This is a genomic window from Cupriavidus sp. OTU4054, from assembly GCF_038440175.1.
In the GTDB taxonomy this organism is placed as follows: domain Bacteria; phylum Pseudomonadota; class Gammaproteobacteria; order Burkholderiales; family Burkholderiaceae; genus Cupriavidus; species Cupriavidus pauculus_D.
On sequence record NZ_JASATF010000005.1, the window covers coordinates 42,977 to 59,234 of the forward strand.

Here is a 16,258-nt window from a genome sequence, read left to right on the forward strand (position 1 = left end):
CCGATCAGACGTCGAACCGTACCGAAGGCTCGTAGAGCCGCTCGGGCACCGACAGCCCGAACGCGGCGAGCCGGTCCGAGAAGTGCGGCCGCACGCCCGTCGCGCAGAAGTAGCCCTTGACCCGGCCGTCGGCATCGACGCCCGAGCGCTTGAACGTGAAGATCTCCTGCATGTTGACGACGTCGCTCTCCATGCCCGTGACTTCCTGGATGCTCAGCAGCTTGCGGCGGCCATCGGTCAGCCGCGATACCTGCAGGATCACCGTGATGGCGGACGTGATCTGCTGGCGCATCGTGCGCGGCGGCAGCGAGAGGCCCGCCATGCTGACCATGTTCTCGAGGCGCGTGAGCGCGTCGCGCGGGCTGTTCGCGTGGATCGTGGCGAGCGAGCCTTCGTGGCCGGTGTTCATCGCGTGGAGCATGTCGAGCGCTTCCGCGCCGCGCACTTCGCCGAGGATGATGCGGTCCGGGCGCATCCGCAGCGCGTTGCGCACGAGCGAGCGCTGTGTGATCTCGCCACGGCCCTCGATGTTGGGCGGACGCGTTTCCAGCCGCAGCACGTGGTCCTGCCGCAGCTGCAGTTCGGCCGCGTCCTCGATGGTCACCACGCGCTCGCTGGCGGGAATGAAGCCCGAGAGGATGTTCAGCATCGTGGTCTTGCCGCTGCCGGTGCCGCCGGAGATCAGGATATTGAGCTTGGCCTTGACCATCGCCTCGATCAGCTGCGCCATCGGCGGCGTCAGCGTCTGGAGTTCGACCAGGTCCTTGACCATCAGTGGATTCACCGCGAAACGGCGAATCGACAGCAGCGGGCCATCGACGGCCGACGGCGGGATGATCGCGTTGATGCGCGAGCCGTCGGGCAGGCGCGCATCGACCATCGGGCTCGATTCATCGATGCGCCGGCCCACGCGCGAGACCATGCGGTCGATCACCTTGAGCAGGTGCGCGTCGTCGTGGAACGTCACGTCGGTGAGTTCGAGCTTGCCGCGCCGTTCCACGTAGACCTTGCTCGCGGTGTTGACGAGGATGTCCGAGATCGTGGGATCGGCAAGCAGCGGTTCCAGCGGACCGTAGCCGAGCATCTCGTCGCGCACGTCGGAGACGAGCCTGCGCCGTTCGGCCTCGTTGATCGGGATATTGCGTTCCTCGATGATGCGCTCGACGAGCACCGCGATTTCACGGCGTACCTGATCGGGCGTGAGGCGCTGCAGCTTTTCCAGTTCCACGCGCTCGATGATGGCCGCGTGGATATCGAGCTTGAGTTGCTGGTAGGCGGCGTTGGCGCCCGACCCGGGGGGCTGGGCGCTACCGCCGCCCGGATGGCAGGCGTTGGCCGCGGTGCCGGTATCGGCGGCCACCACATGGTCCGGCATGGCCTCGCCGGCTTTCTCGAACAGTTGGGCGCGCAGGGACATGGCGGTTCTCCGTGGGGGTCTCGATCGGTGGCGGCGTCAGGCCTGCTTGCCGAGCGCGAGCGGCCGGGCCGGCGCGGCGCGGTGGCCCAGCAGCCGCGACAGCAAGCCTTCTTCGCGCGCGCCGGCCTGCGGGAACATGTCATCGACCATGCGCGTGAACGCGCGCGAGATCGCGCTGTGCGGCGCGAGCTGCAGCACGGGCACGCCCTGGTTGGCCGCTTCGCGCGCGGTCTTCGGATCGTGCGGCAGCGTATGGGCCACGCGCGCGCCGAGGGTTTCCTCGAGCGTGCGTCCGGTGATGGGTGCGTGGCGATCGAACTGGTTGACGACCAGCTGCGTGCGTTCGGCCGGGTAGCCGAGCGAACGGAAGATGTCCAGCAGATGGCGGCCCGCGCGCAGGTAGGGCAGCGACAGTTGCGTGACGCAGTGGATCGAGTCGCTGTGGTCGAGCACCATGATCGACGACGGATTGATCTCCTGCCCGACGTCGAACACGAGCACGTCGTACGCGGGTCGCGCGAGGTCGAGGATCAGTTCGAGATGCGCGGCCTTGAGATCGCCGGCCTTGACCGGATCGCCGGCGCCGGCGATCACGTCGAGATTCGGATGCGCATGCGTGATGCATGCATCGAGCAGCGCGAGATCGAGCCGGCCCGCCTGCTGGCAGATATCGGCAATGGTGGCGGGCGGCTTCTTGTCGGTGACGACGAACGCGGCGTCTCCGAACTGCTGCACGAGGTCCACGAGCAGCACGCGCTTGCCGCGCAGCGCGGCCACCGCATGCGCGAAGTTCGCCGCGACGAAGGTGGTACCGGCACCGCCCTTGCACGAGGAGAACGAGATGGTGCGCGCCTCGGCCTGCATCTCGGCCGGCGTGCGCGCGGCCACGCGGCAGAGCTCGGCGTGGAATTCGCGCGGGTCGAGCGGCCAGCGCAGCACGCTGCGCACGCCCATGCGCATCGCGCGCATCAGCAGGTCAGCGGTCGGCGCCGGCGTGACGAGGATGCAGGGCACGTCGCCCGGTTCCGGAAAGCGCTGGCGCAGCCGTTCGAGCACGTCGGCGTCGAACTCGTCCGCCTGCAGCACGAGGAAATCCGACGTGTGGATCAGGCCGGCCATGGCGAGCGCCTTGGCGGGCTCCGCGCACACGAGCTGCGGCTGGCGCTGGATGTCGGCCTGCTGGGCCAGCGCCAGCATCTGCCGTGCGCGGGTGTCGTCGGCCGACACCAGGATAAGCTTTGCCATGGCGAATCTCCGTTGGATGCAAGTTCAGGGCGAACCCACGCTGCCGCCGCCCACGCCGATCACGTACGCATTGGTGTCGGTCGGCGGATTGCGAAAGGACTGGTTGTAGCGGTCCATGGCGAACGTGGCCGCGCGGCCATCGACGCCCGTGACGGGGTCGGGGTTGTATGGCGCATTGGGATTGAGCGTCTGCATCATGCGCACGGTGCGCACGGCGTCACCGAAGTGCGCGTCCCAGACGGGCGAGGTGTTCATGCAGCCCCCGAGGCCGAGCGTGAGCAGCGCGCCGAGGACGGTGAGGGCGGTGGCGATGGGACGTGAGTTCATGTCGGTCTCCTTGACGATGCCGTGCGGACTACTGCGTGCTGCTGGCCGCCGCCAGCGAGGACGCCGTGGCGGGGGGCGCGGAGGGCGGCAGCGCGGCCGTCGGTGTGAAGCCGCCGCTCGCCGGTTGCTGCGGCGTCGGTGCCAGCGGCGTTGCGGTGACGGCAGGGTCCGCAACCGTGTTGACCGTTGCCGGCGCCGGCGCGATCGATGTGGTCGGGGGCAGGGCGCTGCCGGGGGTGGGCATCGGTTGCGGCTGCGGCACGACCATCGGCGGCGTGCGCGGGTGGCCTTCCATATTGCCGTTGATAAAGACCTCGCCCGGCGTCACTGGCCCGAACGAATCGGTCGGCATCGGATAGTTGGCCGGCAGCGGCTTGACCAGACGCGGCGTTACCACGAACAGCAGTTCGCTGCGGTCCTGCTGGAAGTTCGTGCTGCGGAACAGGTTGCCGAGAATCGGCAGCTCGCTCGCGCCGGGCAGTCCCTTGAGGCTGCCCGTCACACCGCTCTTGATCAGGCCGCCGATGGCGAAGCTCTGGCCGTCCATCACCTGCAGCGTGGTGGACGCGCGTCGCGTATTGATCAGCGGCAGGATCGTCGATCCGGACAGGTTCGGCGCGGTGAGCGCGACGCCCGTCGGCGACAGTTCGGAGACTTCCGGTGCCACCTTGAGGTTGATGCGCCCGTTGGCGAGCACCGTCGGCGTGAAGCGCAGGCCCACCCCGAAGGTTTCTTCCTGCAGCACGATCGAGGTCACGCCGCCGAACGTCGATTGCGGCACGGGAATGAAGACCTTGCCGCCGGCGAGGAAGCTCGCTTCCTGCCCGCTGATCGCCATCAGGTTCGGTTCGGCGAGGATCTTGACAAGGCTGTCGCCCTTCTGCGCGTCGATCGCGACCTGGAAGGGCAGGTTGTTCGCCTTCGAGCCGGTGATCACGCCCGAGGCGCCCGAGAGGAAGTTCGCGAGCAGGCCGAACGACCAGCTGCCGAACGCGCCCTGCAGGTTCGCGGCCGCGCCGAGCTGGTCGATGAGCGTCTTCGACACCTCGGCCACTTTCACCTCGAGCATCACCTGCTGCGGGGCATCGACGGACATCATGTTGATGATGCGCGGGTTGCGAACGGGCATGCCGCCGTTGCTCGTGGCGGCAAGGTTGTTGGCCATCGGCATCATTGCACCGCCCATCGCACCGCCCATCGCCATGGCCGGCATCATCGGCATGCCAGGCGTGCCCGGCGTGGGCGCCGGCGTGCCCATCGGCTGCTGCGGCGCCTGCAGCGGGCTGCGGCTCTGGCGCTGCACGAAGGCGTTGGCGATATCCATGATCTGCTGCGCGACGATCGCGTCCGGCACATTGCCGGACAGCACGAGGCTGTCGGCCGCCGCGGAGACGCGCACCGCCCGTGCCTGCGGCAGCAGCGAGTGGAGCGCGGACTGCAGGCCGGCCGGATCGGCACCGACCGTCACGTCGATCACCGTGCAGCGGCCGCTGCGTCCCTGCACGATCATGTTCGTGGTGCCGACGTCGAGGCCGAGCACATAGAGTGTCTGCGGCGAGACCAGCATCGCCTGCACGATGCTTGGATTGCCGAGCGTGCGCGTGCGCACGGGCTCGGGCAGCGGCAGCATGCGCGACTTGCCGATGGGCACGGTGACCTGTTCGGGCTCGGCGGCGGCGCCGACGCAGCTGGGGCCGCGGCTGATGCTGCCGTCGGCCGGTGCTGCCGGTGCGGCGGCGGCGCCGATGGTCAGCTGGATCGGGCCCGTCGCCGCGATGCGTGTCGGCTGCCCCGCGGCGGCCGAAGCCGCTGCCGCTTCCTCCGCGGCCTGTACCTGCTCGCTGGCCAGCCAGACGCTGACGAACGCGAGGCTCGCGAGGGTGGTGGTACGCAGGACCCGGCGCATGCGCGGGCGATCGGTGGAGCGCGTAGACCGTGGGGTCCGCGCGGGCGTATGGCTGGCTTTCATTTCGATTCCCCCGGTGGATATGGACACGGTGCTTAGAAGCACTCCTGGTTCTGTTGCATGCCGCTGATCACGCCGACGCACTGGCTGTTGAGCTTTTTCTCGACGACGCGTTGCACCACCTGCACGGCACGGACGACCGGCGCGGGCGCGGCGGCCTGCACCACGGGCTCGTTGAGCAGGCTGCGCTTGGTGGCGCCCGCCGTATCGACGGGGCGCTGCTCGACCTGGTTGCGCAGCACGAGCGAGAGCGAGCCGACGCTACGCGCGAGGTCGAGTTTCTCCGCCTCGACCGGCGACACTTCAAGGGTTACCGCGTTGACGACCTTCGGCTTGGTTTCGTCGCGGTTCACTTCCTGCGCCACGGCGAGCACGAGGATCTTCTCGAGCACGATCTTCGAGATCGATTGCTCGGGTTGCGCGCCGTCGGGTTTGTCCTTTTGCGTATTGACGATGATGTCGACGAAGCTGCCGGGCAGCGCGAAGCCCGCCACGCCAACCACGTCGTTCACGCGCACGGTGATCGCGCGCTTGCCTTCGGCAATGACGGCCGAGAGGCCGCCCTTGGTGCCCGCGGGCGTGAGCTTCGACTCGAGGATCGGCTCGCCGCGCATCACACTTGCCTTGGTCACGCGGCCGTCGATCGTGGCGACGTCGCGCATCGCGCCCGGCGGCAGGCTTTCGCGCGGCCAATCGACGAGCTTGACGAACTCGGGCGCGAGGCGTTGCCCGAGATTGATGTCGGCGGTAGCGACCGCGACCTTGGTGGTGCTGCCGGCGCTCTGCTGGACCATCCAGCGCGAGGCCATCACTACCGCCGCCAGGCCCGCGAGGGCTGCGACCAGCAGCATCACCAGTGTGCGTACGTTTCTCATTTCAAGGTCCCTCCGGTCTGTCGGTGCGAACGCATGCACGCCGCCCTGGCCGCGCCGGTTGCCGGCGCGCCATGGTCGTGATGCGGTGGTGCGGTAATGCGGGCGAGCGTCGCTGCGCTAGCGGAACATTCGGCCCGCGAGCTGCCGCATGTGGCGGCCCGCCTGCAGCGGCGCCTCGCTCTGCGGCGAGCGGCTCCAGAAGCGGGAGGGGCAGGGGCGCTGGCTGGCGGCGGTGGCGTCGCTGGTGTTGCTGTCGCCGTCCTTGCGTGTGTTGCGTGCGTTGCGGTCTGACCTGGCCATGATGTTTCTCCCGTTCCTGACTTCCCTGTGTTGCCTGTCGAATGCCCGTCGGTGGCCGGCGTCAGAGGACGCCCGTCATGACCAGCAGGACGCCGCCCGCGATGGCGACTGCATAGGGCAGCCGCGCGGTGGTCGTTATGTTCGTTTGCGCGGTGCCTTCGCTGCCGGCGCGCCAGCTGAACGGCAGCCACAGCAGCGTGCCCATCACCCCGGCCATCGTGCGGCGCACGTGCCGGCGCATCACCATGGTCCACACTGCCATCGCCCCGCCGCACAGCAGCGTGGCGATCAGAATCTCGAGAGCGGTCTCGGGGCCGACGAACGCGCCCACGCAGGCCATCAGCTTTGCGTCGCCCGCGCCCACCGCGCTGACGAGGTACAGCACGACGAAGGGCGCGATGCCGGCCGCGAGGCCGGTGAACCAGAGCCATGCGCCAGGGCCCGCCCCATGCAGCGCGATCTGCAGCAGAAGGGCCGCGATGGCGCCCGTGGCGACGAGCCGGTTCGGAATACGATGACTGCGGAAATCGGTCACGGCGGCCGTGCCCACCAGTGCCAGCAGGCCGATGGCGGTCAGCGCATCGAAGCGGCCCAGCTGTCCGGCGGTGGCCATGCCGGCGAGCGCGGCGAGCGGCTCCAGCAGGCGGGACAGCGAGCTGACGGGTTCGATGGCCATGATGCGATCCTTTCAATCGTTGAACGATGAAGCACGGAGGCGCGGCGCGAAGCCCGGAAAGTGGCGCACTTCCCGGGCCGCGCGGCGCACCGCCCGACCCGATCGACTCAGGTCGAAGCTGCCGTCAGGGCGGTCTGGATGCGGGTCCAGATCGTCGTGACCGCGGTTTCGATCGCCGGACCCGCGGCGACCATGCAGAGGGCCACGAATGCGAGCAGCAGCGCGTATTCGATGCCAGCGGCGCCGTCTTCCTCATGTGCAAAACGCTTGATGCCTTCGAACATGGTGTTCATGTCCTTCTCCTTCACGTCATGGTTGATGGGAAAAAAGCGCCCGCTGGAGACCGGGCACAAGCTTCGGCCGGCAATGCCGGCCGGGCCAAACCGGACCGCGGCCGCTGGCGCGAGCGCGTTCCCGTTCCACCCTGCCCAGGCGGCCCCGCCGCGGCCAGTGACCGCTGCGGCGCGCGTCGCCCGATGCGTGGCTGCTCCCGGCAGGCCATGCACCCCGTTGGGCGCCGCGGACCGGTCCGACCTTCTCCAGGGACCGGCCCGCGCCTGAATGTGCTGCTACCCGCGTTCGACGGTCCCGTTTCCGGGTCCCGCCCCGGGCGGCATTGCAGCGTGCCGCCCGGCCTTCCTCCCCCCGGGCGGACCTCGACTGCGATCCTTTGGCCCGTTCCCCGTCCCCACTTGTGCGTATCCGCTTTCTTGCGGCCGGTCCGCTGTGACGCTGGCCGTCCGTCGTGGTTGCGGGACATGGAGCGACGAACGTGCCATTAAGGCTAAGTCTTTGATTTATATAGAGGTGGGATTTGCCGAGTGCGTCGTTTTCGAGACTGTGTAACTAATTGTTTCTGTGTGGTTACTAGTCTTTTTGAGCACTTCAGCACGCGCGTTTGCTCGCTTTTTCATCATTTGTGATGGAAAAGGCGTATCAAACGCCGTCAAATGTGATCGAAACGATGGTCGGGGAGGGGTTGTGCCCGATATGGTCCGTGCGGACCAAAACGTTTCATTTGTGAAGCGGCTAAACATCCATACGGCCACGCGACGCCGGGAGAAACGCGCCGGCTCCCTCTTTTGGCGCGGCCGATCGCACGAGACCCTCGGGCAACCGGATGTCCCTTCGGCGGCGTGGCATGGCGTTGCAACGGGGGGGTGTGCCCCATATTGGGTGAGTCCCCATTCATCCTTTCAGGCGAGGCGCAGGCTGGAAGGCTCTGCTACGCCACAACGGCATCGCCCAGAAGATGGAGGCAAGCGCTCGCTGCGGGCGCGAACGCGCGCGCGGCGAAATGGTTGCATCCGTGAAACCTCGGCCCCTGCCGGGCGCGAGTTGTTAAAAACGTGAAGCGCCTGACAGGCCATATGCCGACCGGTCGGTCCGGGATCTGTTTCAGTTCGGAAACGGCAGTGAAGATTGTTCAACCTGCTGGCACAGCCACTGGTAGAAGCGATGGATCGCGCGCTCGCGCGGATTGCCTTCGCGCCAGGTGACCCAGTAGTGGAGGCTGGACGGGATGCGCGTGGTCCCGACCTGCACGAGCTGCCCGCTGGCCAGGTAGTCGTGCGCGAGCTGCGCGCGCGCCGTGGCCACGCCGAGGCCCGCCACCGCCGACTGGAGCATCAGGCCGGCATCCTGGAAGATCGGCCCGCGCTCGGGCTCCACCGGCGGCAGGCCGGCCACCACGAGCCAGTCGCGCCAGGGCCGCAGCGCGAAGCGCAGCATCGGCAGCCGCGGCAGGTCGGCCACGGTAAAGCCGGGATACTGCGCGAGCAGCGCCGGGCTGGCGACGGCGATCACATAGTCCTCGATCAGGTTGTGACAGACGAAGCCGGGCAGGTCGATGCGCTGGTGCCAGATGCCGACGTCCACCGCGTAGGGGTCAGGCGGCGGCGAGATCTCGGCATGGAGCCGGAGATGCAGATCGAGCTCGGGCGCCTGTGCATGGAGGCTCGGCAGTCGCCGGATCAGCCACGCGTTTGCCAGGTCCGCCATCACACTGATCTGCAGCTGGACGACGGGCGGGCCCGCGTCGTGGGTGGCTTCGCGCAGCGCGGACTCGAGGTCGTCGAGTGCGCTCCGCACCTGTTCGGCGAGCCGCGTCCCCGCGCTCGTGGGCGTCATCGAGCTGCCCGTGCGCTGGAACAGCTTGGTGCCGAGGCTATCCTCGAGCCCGCGGATATGGTGGCTGATCGCGCTGTGGGTGAGCGCAAGCTCCTCCGCCGCACGCGTAAAGCTGCGGTGCCGCGTCGCGGCCTCGAGCGCGCGCAGCGCCTGCAACGCCGGCATGTGGAAGGGGCGCTGCGCGCGATCCGGGCGGGAAGACGGCGCGGCGGGGGTGGGAGGAGTTTGGGAATCGGCCATGGCCGTCAAATTCTACTCACAATGGGCGCGGGTATCTTTCGCTGGCCTTGCACTGTTTTGGTGACGACAATGCACGGCATGACCGCCACCAACGCTTCTTCCCCCGCCGTCGACGTGCGGCCGCCGGCCGCCGCCGGCAATGCGCGCTGGCGCGTGCTGGCCGTGTTCTCGCTCGGCTTCCTCGTCTCGTATATCTTCCGCGGCGTCAATCTGGGCTTCGCGCCGCACCTCGTCCGCGAACTGGGACTGACCGCGGGCGACCTCGGCCTGCTGACCAGTTTCTATTTCCTCGGCTTTGCCTGCGCGCAATTGCCCGCCGGCCTGCTGCTCGACCGCTTCGGCCCGCGCCGCACGGAGGCGGCCCTGCTGTTGCTGGCCGTGGCCGGGTCGCTCGTGTTCGCCTCGGCGCCCGGCATGGTGGGCCTGGCCGCGGGCCGCATGATGATCGGCATCGGCGTGTCGGTGTGCCTCGGCGCCGCGATCCAGGCACTGTCGATGTGGTTTCCGCTGTCGCGCATGCCGCTGCTGAACGGCGTGGTCATGGCGATCGGCGGCCTGGGCGCGGTCGTGGTCGGCACACCGCTCGCCTGGCTGCTGTCGTGGACCGACTGGCGCACGCTCAGCGCCGCCATGGGCGGCGTGTCGCTCGCGATGGCCGTCTTGCTGTGGTTCGGCGTGCCCGACGTCCCGCGTGTGGGACGCGAGAGCCTGGCCGAGCAGTTGCGCGGCACACGCGAGATACTCTGCAGCGAGCGCTTCTGGCGCGTCGTCCCGCTCACGTTGCTCAACCAGGGCATCTTCCTCGCGGTGCAGACCCTCTGGGTCACCGCGTTCATGCGCGACGTGCAGGGACTGGCCGCCGCCGACAGCGCGCGCTATGTGTCGGTGATCGGCATGGCGATGATGGCCGGCTGCGTCGGCGCGGGCTGGGCCGCGCGGCACCTCGAACGCGCGGGCATCAGCCTCTATGCATTCGCGGGCTTCGGCATGATGGGCTTTATCGCGATACAGGGGCTGCTGATGCTGCGTGTGCCCGTGCCGCTCGCGGTGCTATGGGCCGCGTACGGCGTGTTCGGGTCGAGCGGTATCCTCACGTACGCGGTGCTCGCGCGGCGCTTTGCGGATGCCATGATCGGCCGCGCGACCACGGCGCTGACGCTGACGGTGTTTCTCGCGACGTTTGCGTTCCAGATCGGCATCGGCTTCGTGCTCGATTTCTGGCCGGCCACCGACGGCCACTATCCGCCGGCCGCGCACCTGTCGGTGTGGGCGGGGCTGGTCGTGCTGCAGGTGCTGGCCGCCGCGTGGTACCTGATGGGCCGCAGGCCCGCCTGAGACTGCGGGCTGAGACCGCGCTACAGCACGATCGGGCGGTCGTCGAGCTCGTTCGGGTTGTAGCCGCCGTCCGAGGGGTAATGCTCGATCAGCAGCGCGTGGATGCGCGCGATGGCATCGAGCACGGGCTTGACCGACACATCCTTCGCCAGCCCGCGCGCGAGGTCGTCGCAGATCTGCCGCCACGCGGTCTGGCCGACGCGCGCGTCGATGCCGCGATCGGCGAGCAGCTCCACCGCATGATCGGCGAGGTTGATATAGAGCAGCACGCCCGAATGGTCCTCGGTATTCCAGACCTCGAGCGCGCCGAACAAGGCGCGCGCGCGCTCGCGCGGCGTGACGCCGGCCCAGGCGTGGCCCACGGGCATGGCGGACTCGATTGCCACGCGCACCTCGCCGCGATGATGCTGTTCGCCGGTATGGACGGCCACCTGCAACTGGTGCTGGGCCTCGGGCGGAAACGCCTTGCGCGCGGCGCTCTGCGTGGTGCCGAGATGTCGCAATGCACGCTTGAACGATGGCATCGACCGGGCCTCCCGTTACCAGTTGCCCGAGGCGCCGCCGCCGTCGAACGTGCCGCCACCGCCGCCGCTGAAACCGCCGCCGCTGCTTCCGCGGCCAAAATCGCCACCACCGAGGCCACCACCAAAGCCGCCGCTGCCGCGTCCCCAGCGCTGCCCGATCTCGTAGCCCGCGATACCGCCGAGCCCGCCCGCCGTCGTGTTCTGCCAGCCGCGCCGGCCCGTGACGATATGCGGCCCGCGCGACGCGCGCATCAGTGCCGAGAAAAAGAAGAACGCGATGATCGCCAGCGGAAACAGTACGGGCAGCCAGTCCTGCCACGACGACTGCTGCGCGCGCTGTTTCGCCTGCGGCGCGGCCAGGCCTTCCTTGTCGATGGTGGCCTGGATCGCCGTGATGCCCGCCGCGAGCCCGCCGTAGAAATCGTTCTGACGGAAGTGCGGGGCGATGACGTCCTGCAGGATGCGTTTCGACATCGCATCGGTCAGCGAGCCCTGTACGCCGCGCCCCACCTCCAGCCGCAGGCGGCGCAGATCGGGCGGGTTGTTCATGGCCACCAGCAGGATCACGCCATCGTCGATGCCCTTGCGGCCCGCGCGCCAGGCGTCCGCCACGCGGATGCTGTACGCGTCGATGGTCTCCGGCGCGGTGGTCGGCACCATCAGCACGAAGATCTGGCTGCCGCGCTGCTGATCGTATTCGGCCAGCACGTTCTCCAGCGCGCTACGCTGGTCCGCCTTGAGCGTGCCGGTCAGGTCGGTCACGCGCTGGGTCAGCGGCGGCACATTGACGAAGCCGTCCGTCGTGCCCTGCGCCCGCGCGGCACATGCAAACGCGCACAGCAGCACCATGCTCAGCAACATCGTGGCGGCCGCGCGCCACCGCGCAGGTTGCGGCCACAGGCCCAGCGACGGACGACGGGTTTGCGGACAGGCCGCGCGCGCGAGCATGACGCGTCAGAATTTGACGGCTGGCGGCGTGGAGATCGCCTTCTCGTTTTCCACCGTGAACGACGGCTTGACGGGGTAGCGGAAGACCATCGCGGTCAGATTGGTCGGGAAGCTGCGCGCGAGCACGTTATAGGACTGCACCGCGGCGATATAGCGCTGGCGCGCGACGGTGATCCGGTTCTCGGTCCCTTCCAGCTGCGACTGCAGGTCGCGGAACCCCGCGTCGGCTTTCAGCTGCGGATAGTTTTCCGATACCGCGATCAGGCGCGACAGCGCACTCGAGAGCTGGCCCTGTGCCTGCTGGAAGCGCGCGAACGCTTCGGGATCGTTGAGCGTCTCGGGCGTGACCTGCACGCTGGTGGCCTGCGCGCGCGCCTTGGTCACGGCCTCGAGCGTCTCGCGCTCGTGGCTCGCGTAGCCCTTGACCGTGTTGACGAGGTTGGGAATCAGGTCGGCACGCCGCTGGTACTGGTTGACGACCTCGGCCCACGCGGCCTTGACGGCCTCGTCCTTCGACTGGAAGTCGTTGTACCCGCAGGCGGACAGCAGGCTGACGGCGCACAGCAGCGCCAGCCAGCGGAAAACGTTGATTCGGGCAATGGGGGGGACAACGGTCGGGGATGCGCGCATCGATGGCTCCTGAACACAAGGTGCGACAGCAACCAGTGTAGCGCAGGGCCGACGCGCGGCACCCCTGTCCTGGATCAATCGGCGGCGAATGCCCTGGCCGCGGCGGCCACGGTCGCGTCGATGATCGCGTCGTCGTGCTGGGCCGACACGAAGCCCGCCTCGTATGCCGACGGCGCCAGGTAGACGCCTTCGTTCAGCATCGCGTGGAAGAAACGGTTGAAGCGGCCGACGTCGGATTCCGTGACTTCGGCGAAGCGCTTCGGCACCTCGTTGCGGAAGTAGAGGCCGAACATGCCGCCGACCGCGTCCGCGGAGAACGGCACGCCCGCCGCGCGCGCCGCGGCGGTCAGGCCGTCGGCGAGCTTGCGCGTCTGCGCGCCCAGGCGGTCGTAGAAGCCCGGTGCCTGAATCAGGCGGAGCGTCGTCAGGCCCGCGGCCACCGCCAGCGGATTGCCGGACAGCGTGCCGGCCTGGTAGACGCCGCCGAGCGGCGCGAGCTTCGCCATGATGTCGCGCCGGCCGCCGAACGCCGCCGCGGGCATGCCGCCGCCGATCACCTTGCCCAGGCAGGTCATGTCGGGCCGGATGCCGTAATGCGCCTGCGCGCCACCGAGCGCCACGCGGAAGCCAGTCATCACTTCATCGAAGATCAGCACGGCGCCGTGCTGGCTGCACAGATTGCGCATCGCGCGCAGGAACGCCTCGCTCGCGCGCACGAGGTTCATGTTGCCGGCCACGGGCTCCACGATCACGGCCGCGATCTCGCCCGCATGGCGCGCAAAGGCCTGCTCGAGCTGCTCCACGTCGTTATAGGCGAGCACCATCGTGTGGCGCGTCACGTCGGCGGGCACGCCGGCCGAGGACGGGGCGTTCTGCGTGGTGTCCGCGAACGTCAGCAGGCCGGAGCCCGCCTTCACGAGCAGGCTGTCCGCATGGCCGTGGTAGCAGCCCTCGAACTTGATGATCAGGTCGCGGCCCGTGAAGCCGCGCGCCAGCCGCAGCGCGCTCATGGTGGCTTCCGTGCCCGACGAGACCAGGCGGACCTGCTCGATCGACGGCACGAGCTTGCAGATTTCCTCGGCCATCTCGATCTCGCCCTCGGTCGGCGCGCCGAACGAGAAGCTGTGAGCGGCGGTCTCCTGCACCGCGCGCACCACGTCCGGGTGGGCATGGCCGACGATCATCGGGCCCCAGGAGCCGATGTAGTCGATATAGCGCTGGCCGTCCGCGTCCCACATGTAGGCGCCCTCGGCTCGCGTGATGAAACGCGGGGTGCCGCCCACCGAGCGGAAGGCACGGACCGGCGAATTGACGCCGCCGGGGATGGTTTGCTGGGCACGATCGAAAAGCTGCTGGTTACGGGACATGGTCACGGGAGTGTCTTGAAGGTGCAAAAGAGGCGAAGCGCGCGCGATTTCGTTATCAACGGCATATAACAGGCGCGAACGCGTGAGAACTGGCCTGAATCTTGCGGCGCCACGCTGGCGCCTTGGGTATCGATTCGGGTACCATCATGCGCTGGATTTTAATGGAGAGTGGCAGAAGCCTGAATATGGAATACAAGACCTGGATGTGCCTGATCTGCGGCTGGATCTATGACGAGGCCACCGGCGCCCCCGAAGACGGCATCGCGCCGGGCACCCGCTGGGAAGACGTCCCGATGAACTGGACGTGCCCCGAGTGCGGCGCGCGCAAGGAAGATTTCGAAATGGTTGCCATCTGACGCGGCGTTTCGCCGCGCCCGGCGCGCCGTAGCGCCAAAGCGACAGATCGGCGGGCCGCGTCCGGGGCTCCGGATTGACGGCCCCTCGCCGAGAAGTCACACTCTGCGGCAAAACCGGATAACCGTCCCGACTCCCGGGGCGGCATGGAAATCCGGAAGCTTTGCAATAAAACAGAGGCCCTGAACCGGGCCCATGCGTACAGCGCCGGCTGGTCGGCTGGCTTTTTTTGACTGGGAAACAGGATATCGGGGGCCGCCGCCGCAGCGCTTTGCTGCGTCGTGCGGGTGTTCTCAAGTGAATACTGGCGCCTGCTTTCCGCAGGCAGCTGGTCGCGGGAACAACATGCGGGTCACGCAAACAGAAGACGTATCGGGTCAGGCGGCCGCGCGCCGCAAGGTGCTCGTCATCGACGACTCCAGCACCATCCGCCGCACAGCGGAGATTTTCCTGTCGCAGGCAGGCTGCCAGGTCATGCTCGCCGAGGATGGCTTCGACGCGCTCGCCAAGATCGGCGACATGCATCCCGACCTGATCTTCTGCGACATCCTGATGCCGCGCCTCGACGGCTATCAGACCTGCTCCCTCATCAAGAAAAGCCCGCGTTTCCACGCGATCCCGGTGATCATGCTGTCCTCGCGGGACGGCGTGTTCGACCGCTCGCGCGGCAGGCTCGTCGGCGCGCACGATCATCTCGCCAAGCCCTTCACCCGCGAAGCCCTGCTGCAGGTCGTCAATACCTGCCTGCCGGGCGGCGTACCGGAGGAGGGCGCGGCCGTGGCGGCCTGAACGGGGCCGCCACAGCATTCCCAGGAACGATACCAATGACCATCAGCAAAATCCTCATCGTCGACGACTCGCCCACCGAAGCCCTGTTCATGTCCGACCTGCTCGGCAAGAAGGGATTCAAGGTTTCCGTGGCCGGCAACAGCGACCAGGCCATGGCGCGGCTCGAGGCCGAAGCGTTCGACCTGATCCTGATGGACGTGGTGATGCCCGGCCAGAACGGCTACCAGACCACGCGCGCCATCAAGCGCGACGACCGCTTCAAGGACATCCCCGTGATCATGTGCACGAGCAAGGGGCTCGACACGGACCGCATCTGGGGCATGCGCCAGGGCGCGTCGGACTATGTCGTGAAACCCGTCGACGGCGAGGAACTGTTGTCGAAGATCGCCGCGCTGGCCCAGTAACCGGGCACCGGCCCGCCGCCGCACTGTTGTAGTCGCCACCTTGCCATCCCGGCGGCGCTGCGCCCATGCAGCCCGCCCTCCGCCTTGGGTATTCCGATCATGAACGCGCCGCGCCAAGACCTCCGAGCCCGCCAGACCAGGTTGCAGGACTATCAGGCCATGCTGGCCCGGCGCCTGCGCGAGGCGCGCAGCCTGCCCGCGGTGGACAGCTACCTCGGCGTGCAGATCGGCCAGCGCCACTGGCTGCTGCCGCTGCCCGAGACCGGCGAGGTGCTCGAAATGCGCCAGCCCGCGGGCGTGCCGCTGACCCAGCCGTGGTACCGCGGCCTGATCAACGCGCGCGGCAACCTGCTCGGCGTGATCGACTTCGGCATGTTCTGCGGCGAGGCGCCCACGCCGGTGCAGGCGGGCAGCAAGATCGTGGTGCTGTCGCGCAACGTGGAGCGCGCGTGCGGGATCATCGCGACGCGCGTGGTCGGCCTGCGGCACGCGGGCGACCTCACCCTGCCGCACGGCGAGCTGCCGCCCGCCGAGTCCGCATGGGAAGGCGCGAGCTTCGCGGACCGCGACGGCCGCGACTGGCAGGTGCTCGACATCCGCCAGCTGCTGGAAGCGCCGGCATTTCTGCAGGCCGGCCGCGTGGCAGCCTGATATCGGTTTGTTTTCGAGGGTAACTCCCGGCTCCGGACGGAGCGGGAGGCAGCAGATAAACAGGTCAGACGAATAACGAC

The 16,258-nt window shown here is 68.3% G+C and carries 18 protein-coding genes; 5 read left to right on the forward strand and 13 right to left on the reverse strand.

The window, feature by feature from the left end:
- Positions 1-4: 4 nt before the first annotated feature.
- The 9 genes from AAHB16_RS08090 to AAHB16_RS08130 form a co-directional block, all read right to left on the reverse strand.
- The gene (locus AAHB16_RS08090) at positions 5-1,417 is read right to left on the reverse strand and encodes a CpaF family protein (protein WP_342050584.1); all 1,413 of its coding nucleotides are present in this window, start codon (positions 1,415-1,417) and stop codon (positions 5-7) included.
- Between the two features lie 36 nt (positions 1,418-1,453).
- Positions 1,454-2,662 carry an AAA family ATPase gene (locus AAHB16_RS08095; RefSeq protein ID WP_342050585.1) on the reverse strand — a complete coding sequence of 403 codons (1,209 nt, stop codon included), beginning with the start codon at positions 2,660-2,662 and terminating at the stop codon, positions 1,454-1,456.
- Between the two features lie 24 nt (positions 2,663-2,686).
- Positions 2,687-2,989, reverse strand: coding sequence for a hypothetical protein (locus AAHB16_RS08100; protein ID WP_150370924.1), 303 nt, complete (start codon positions 2,987-2,989; stop codon positions 2,687-2,689).
- Between the two features lie 28 nt (positions 2,990-3,017).
- Positions 3,018-4,958 carry a type II and III secretion system protein family protein gene (locus AAHB16_RS08105; RefSeq protein ID WP_342050586.1) on the reverse strand — a complete coding sequence of 647 codons (1,941 nt, stop codon included), beginning with the start codon at positions 4,956-4,958 and terminating at the stop codon, positions 3,018-3,020.
- Between the two features lie 32 nt (positions 4,959-4,990).
- Complete coding sequence (gene cpaB / locus AAHB16_RS08110; protein WP_150370925.1) at positions 4,991-5,830, reverse strand: Flp pilus assembly protein CpaB; 840 nt, start codon at positions 5,828-5,830, stop codon at positions 4,991-4,993.
- Between the two features lie 117 nt (positions 5,831-5,947).
- Positions 5,948-6,130 carry a hypothetical protein gene (locus AAHB16_RS08115; protein ID WP_342050587.1) on the reverse strand — a complete coding sequence of 61 codons (183 nt, stop codon included), beginning with the start codon at positions 6,128-6,130 and terminating at the stop codon, positions 5,948-5,950.
- Positions 6,131-6,191: 61 nt separating this feature from the next.
- On the reverse strand, positions 6,192-6,806 hold the full coding sequence (locus AAHB16_RS08120) for an A24 family peptidase (RefSeq protein ID WP_342050588.1): 615 nt from the start codon (positions 6,804-6,806) through the stop codon (positions 6,192-6,194).
- 107 nt (positions 6,807-6,913) lie between these two features.
- Complete coding sequence (locus AAHB16_RS08125) at positions 6,914-7,099, reverse strand: Flp family type IVb pilin (protein ID WP_411859805.1); 186 nt, start codon at positions 7,097-7,099, stop codon at positions 6,914-6,916.
- 1,105 nt (positions 7,100-8,204) lie between these two features.
- Complete coding sequence (locus AAHB16_RS08130; RefSeq protein ID WP_411859806.1) at positions 8,205-9,176, reverse strand: LysR substrate-binding domain-containing protein; 972 nt, start codon at positions 9,174-9,176, stop codon at positions 8,205-8,207.
- A gap of 69 nt (positions 9,177-9,245) precedes the next feature.
- Between AAHB16_RS08130 and AAHB16_RS08135 the strand changes: the two genes are divergently transcribed.
- Positions 9,246-10,511, forward strand: a complete 1,266-nt coding sequence (locus AAHB16_RS08135) for an MFS transporter (RefSeq protein ID WP_446718075.1) — start codon at positions 9,246-9,248, stop codon at positions 10,509-10,511.
- A 20-nt stretch (positions 10,512-10,531) separates the two neighbouring features.
- Here the strand turns inward: AAHB16_RS08135 and AAHB16_RS08140 are convergent, their stop codons facing one another.
- From AAHB16_RS08140 to hemL, 4 genes are all read right to left on the reverse strand, one after another.
- Positions 10,532-11,035 (reverse strand): TPM domain-containing protein, encoded by a 504-nt coding sequence (locus AAHB16_RS08140; RefSeq protein ID WP_342050590.1) that lies wholly within the window; start codon positions 11,033-11,035, stop codon positions 10,532-10,534.
- Positions 11,036-11,050: 15 nt separating this feature from the next.
- Positions 11,051-11,884: a TPM domain-containing protein gene (locus AAHB16_RS08145; RefSeq protein ID WP_342050679.1), complete on the reverse strand. Its 834-nt coding sequence runs from the start codon at positions 11,882-11,884 to the stop codon at positions 11,051-11,053.
- 105 nt (positions 11,885-11,989) lie between these two features.
- Entirely contained in the window at positions 11,990-12,613 is a 624-nt protein-coding gene (locus AAHB16_RS08150; protein ID WP_150370930.1) for a LemA family protein, read from the reverse strand.
- 74 nt (positions 12,614-12,687) lie between these two features.
- Positions 12,688-13,980, reverse strand: coding sequence for a glutamate-1-semialdehyde 2,1-aminomutase (gene hemL, locus AAHB16_RS08155; protein WP_150373701.1), 1,293 nt, complete (start codon positions 13,978-13,980; stop codon positions 12,688-12,690).
- 185 nt (positions 13,981-14,165) lie between these two features.
- Here hemL and AAHB16_RS08160 point away from each other — a divergent pair, with 185 nt between their 5' ends.
- From AAHB16_RS08160 to AAHB16_RS08175, 4 genes are all read left to right on the forward strand, one after another.
- Complete coding sequence (locus AAHB16_RS08160; protein WP_109580342.1) at positions 14,166-14,336, forward strand: rubredoxin; 171 nt, start codon at positions 14,166-14,168, stop codon at positions 14,334-14,336.
- A gap of 343 nt (positions 14,337-14,679) precedes the next feature.
- A complete protein-coding gene (locus tag AAHB16_RS08165; RefSeq protein WP_150373702.1) occupies positions 14,680-15,123 on the forward strand; it encodes a response regulator in 444 nt (147 codons plus the stop codon).
- A gap of 35 nt (positions 15,124-15,158) precedes the next feature.
- Positions 15,159-15,527 (forward strand): response regulator, encoded by a 369-nt coding sequence (locus AAHB16_RS08170; RefSeq protein WP_150370931.1) that lies wholly within the window; start codon positions 15,159-15,161, stop codon positions 15,525-15,527.
- 99 nt (positions 15,528-15,626) lie between these two features.
- Positions 15,627-16,178 carry a chemotaxis protein CheW gene (locus AAHB16_RS08175; RefSeq protein ID WP_150370932.1) on the forward strand — a complete coding sequence of 184 codons (552 nt, stop codon included), beginning with the start codon at positions 15,627-15,629 and terminating at the stop codon, positions 16,176-16,178.
- The last annotated feature ends 80 nt before the right edge of the window (positions 16,179-16,258 follow it).

Excerpts from the sequence above, each read along its gene's own strand:
- AAHB16_RS08090 (WP_342050584.1), bottom strand. The coding sequence starts at position 1,417 with ATGTCCCTGCGCGCCCAACTGTTCGAGAAAGCCGGCGAGGCCATGCCG.
- AAHB16_RS08095 (WP_342050585.1), bottom strand. The coding sequence starts at position 2,662 with ATGGCAAAGCTTATCCTGGTGTCGGCCGACGACACCCGCGCACGGCAG.
- AAHB16_RS08100 (WP_150370924.1), bottom strand. The coding sequence starts at position 2,989 with ATGAACTCACGTCCCATCGCCACCGCCCTCACCGTCCTCGGCGCGCTG.
- AAHB16_RS08105 (WP_342050586.1), bottom strand. The coding sequence starts at position 4,958 with ATGAAAGCCAGCCATACGCCCGCGCGGACCCCACGGTCTACGCGCTCC.
- cpaB (WP_150370925.1), bottom strand. The coding sequence starts at position 5,830 with ATGAGAAACGTACGCACACTGGTGATGCTGCTGGTCGCAGCCCTCGCG.
- AAHB16_RS08115 (WP_342050587.1), bottom strand. The coding sequence starts at position 6,130 with ATGGCCAGGTCAGACCGCAACGCACGCAACACACGCAAGGACGGCGAC.
- AAHB16_RS08120 (WP_342050588.1), bottom strand. The coding sequence starts at position 6,806 with ATGGCCATCGAACCCGTCAGCTCGCTGTCCCGCCTGCTGGAGCCGCTC.
- AAHB16_RS08125 (WP_411859805.1), bottom strand. The coding sequence starts at position 7,099 with ATGAACACCATGTTCGAAGGCATCAAGCGTTTTGCACATGAGGAAGAC.
- AAHB16_RS08130 (WP_411859806.1), bottom strand. The coding sequence starts at position 9,176 with ATGGCCGATTCCCAAACTCCTCCCACCCCCGCCGCGCCGTCTTCCCGC.
- AAHB16_RS08135 (WP_446718075.1), top strand. The coding sequence starts at position 9,246 with ATGCACGGCATGACCGCCACCAACGCTTCTTCCCCCGCCGTCGACGTG.
- AAHB16_RS08140 (WP_342050590.1), bottom strand. The coding sequence starts at position 11,035 with ATGCCATCGTTCAAGCGTGCATTGCGACATCTCGGCACCACGCAGAGC.
- AAHB16_RS08145 (WP_342050679.1), bottom strand. The coding sequence starts at position 11,884 with ATGGTGCTGCTGTGCGCGTTTGCATGTGCCGCGCGGGCGCAGGGCACG.
- AAHB16_RS08150 (WP_150370930.1), bottom strand. The coding sequence starts at position 12,613 with ATGCGCGCATCCCCGACCGTTGTCCCCCCCATTGCCCGAATCAACGTT.
- hemL (WP_150373701.1), bottom strand. The coding sequence starts at position 13,980 with ATGTCCCGTAACCAGCAGCTTTTCGATCGTGCCCAGCAAACCATCCCC.
- AAHB16_RS08160 (WP_109580342.1), top strand. The coding sequence starts at position 14,166 with ATGGAATACAAGACCTGGATGTGCCTGATCTGCGGCTGGATCTATGAC.
- AAHB16_RS08165 (WP_150373702.1), top strand. The coding sequence starts at position 14,680 with ATGCGGGTCACGCAAACAGAAGACGTATCGGGTCAGGCGGCCGCGCGC.
- AAHB16_RS08170 (WP_150370931.1), top strand. The coding sequence starts at position 15,159 with ATGACCATCAGCAAAATCCTCATCGTCGACGACTCGCCCACCGAAGCC.
- AAHB16_RS08175 (WP_150370932.1), top strand. The coding sequence starts at position 15,627 with ATGAACGCGCCGCGCCAAGACCTCCGAGCCCGCCAGACCAGGTTGCAG.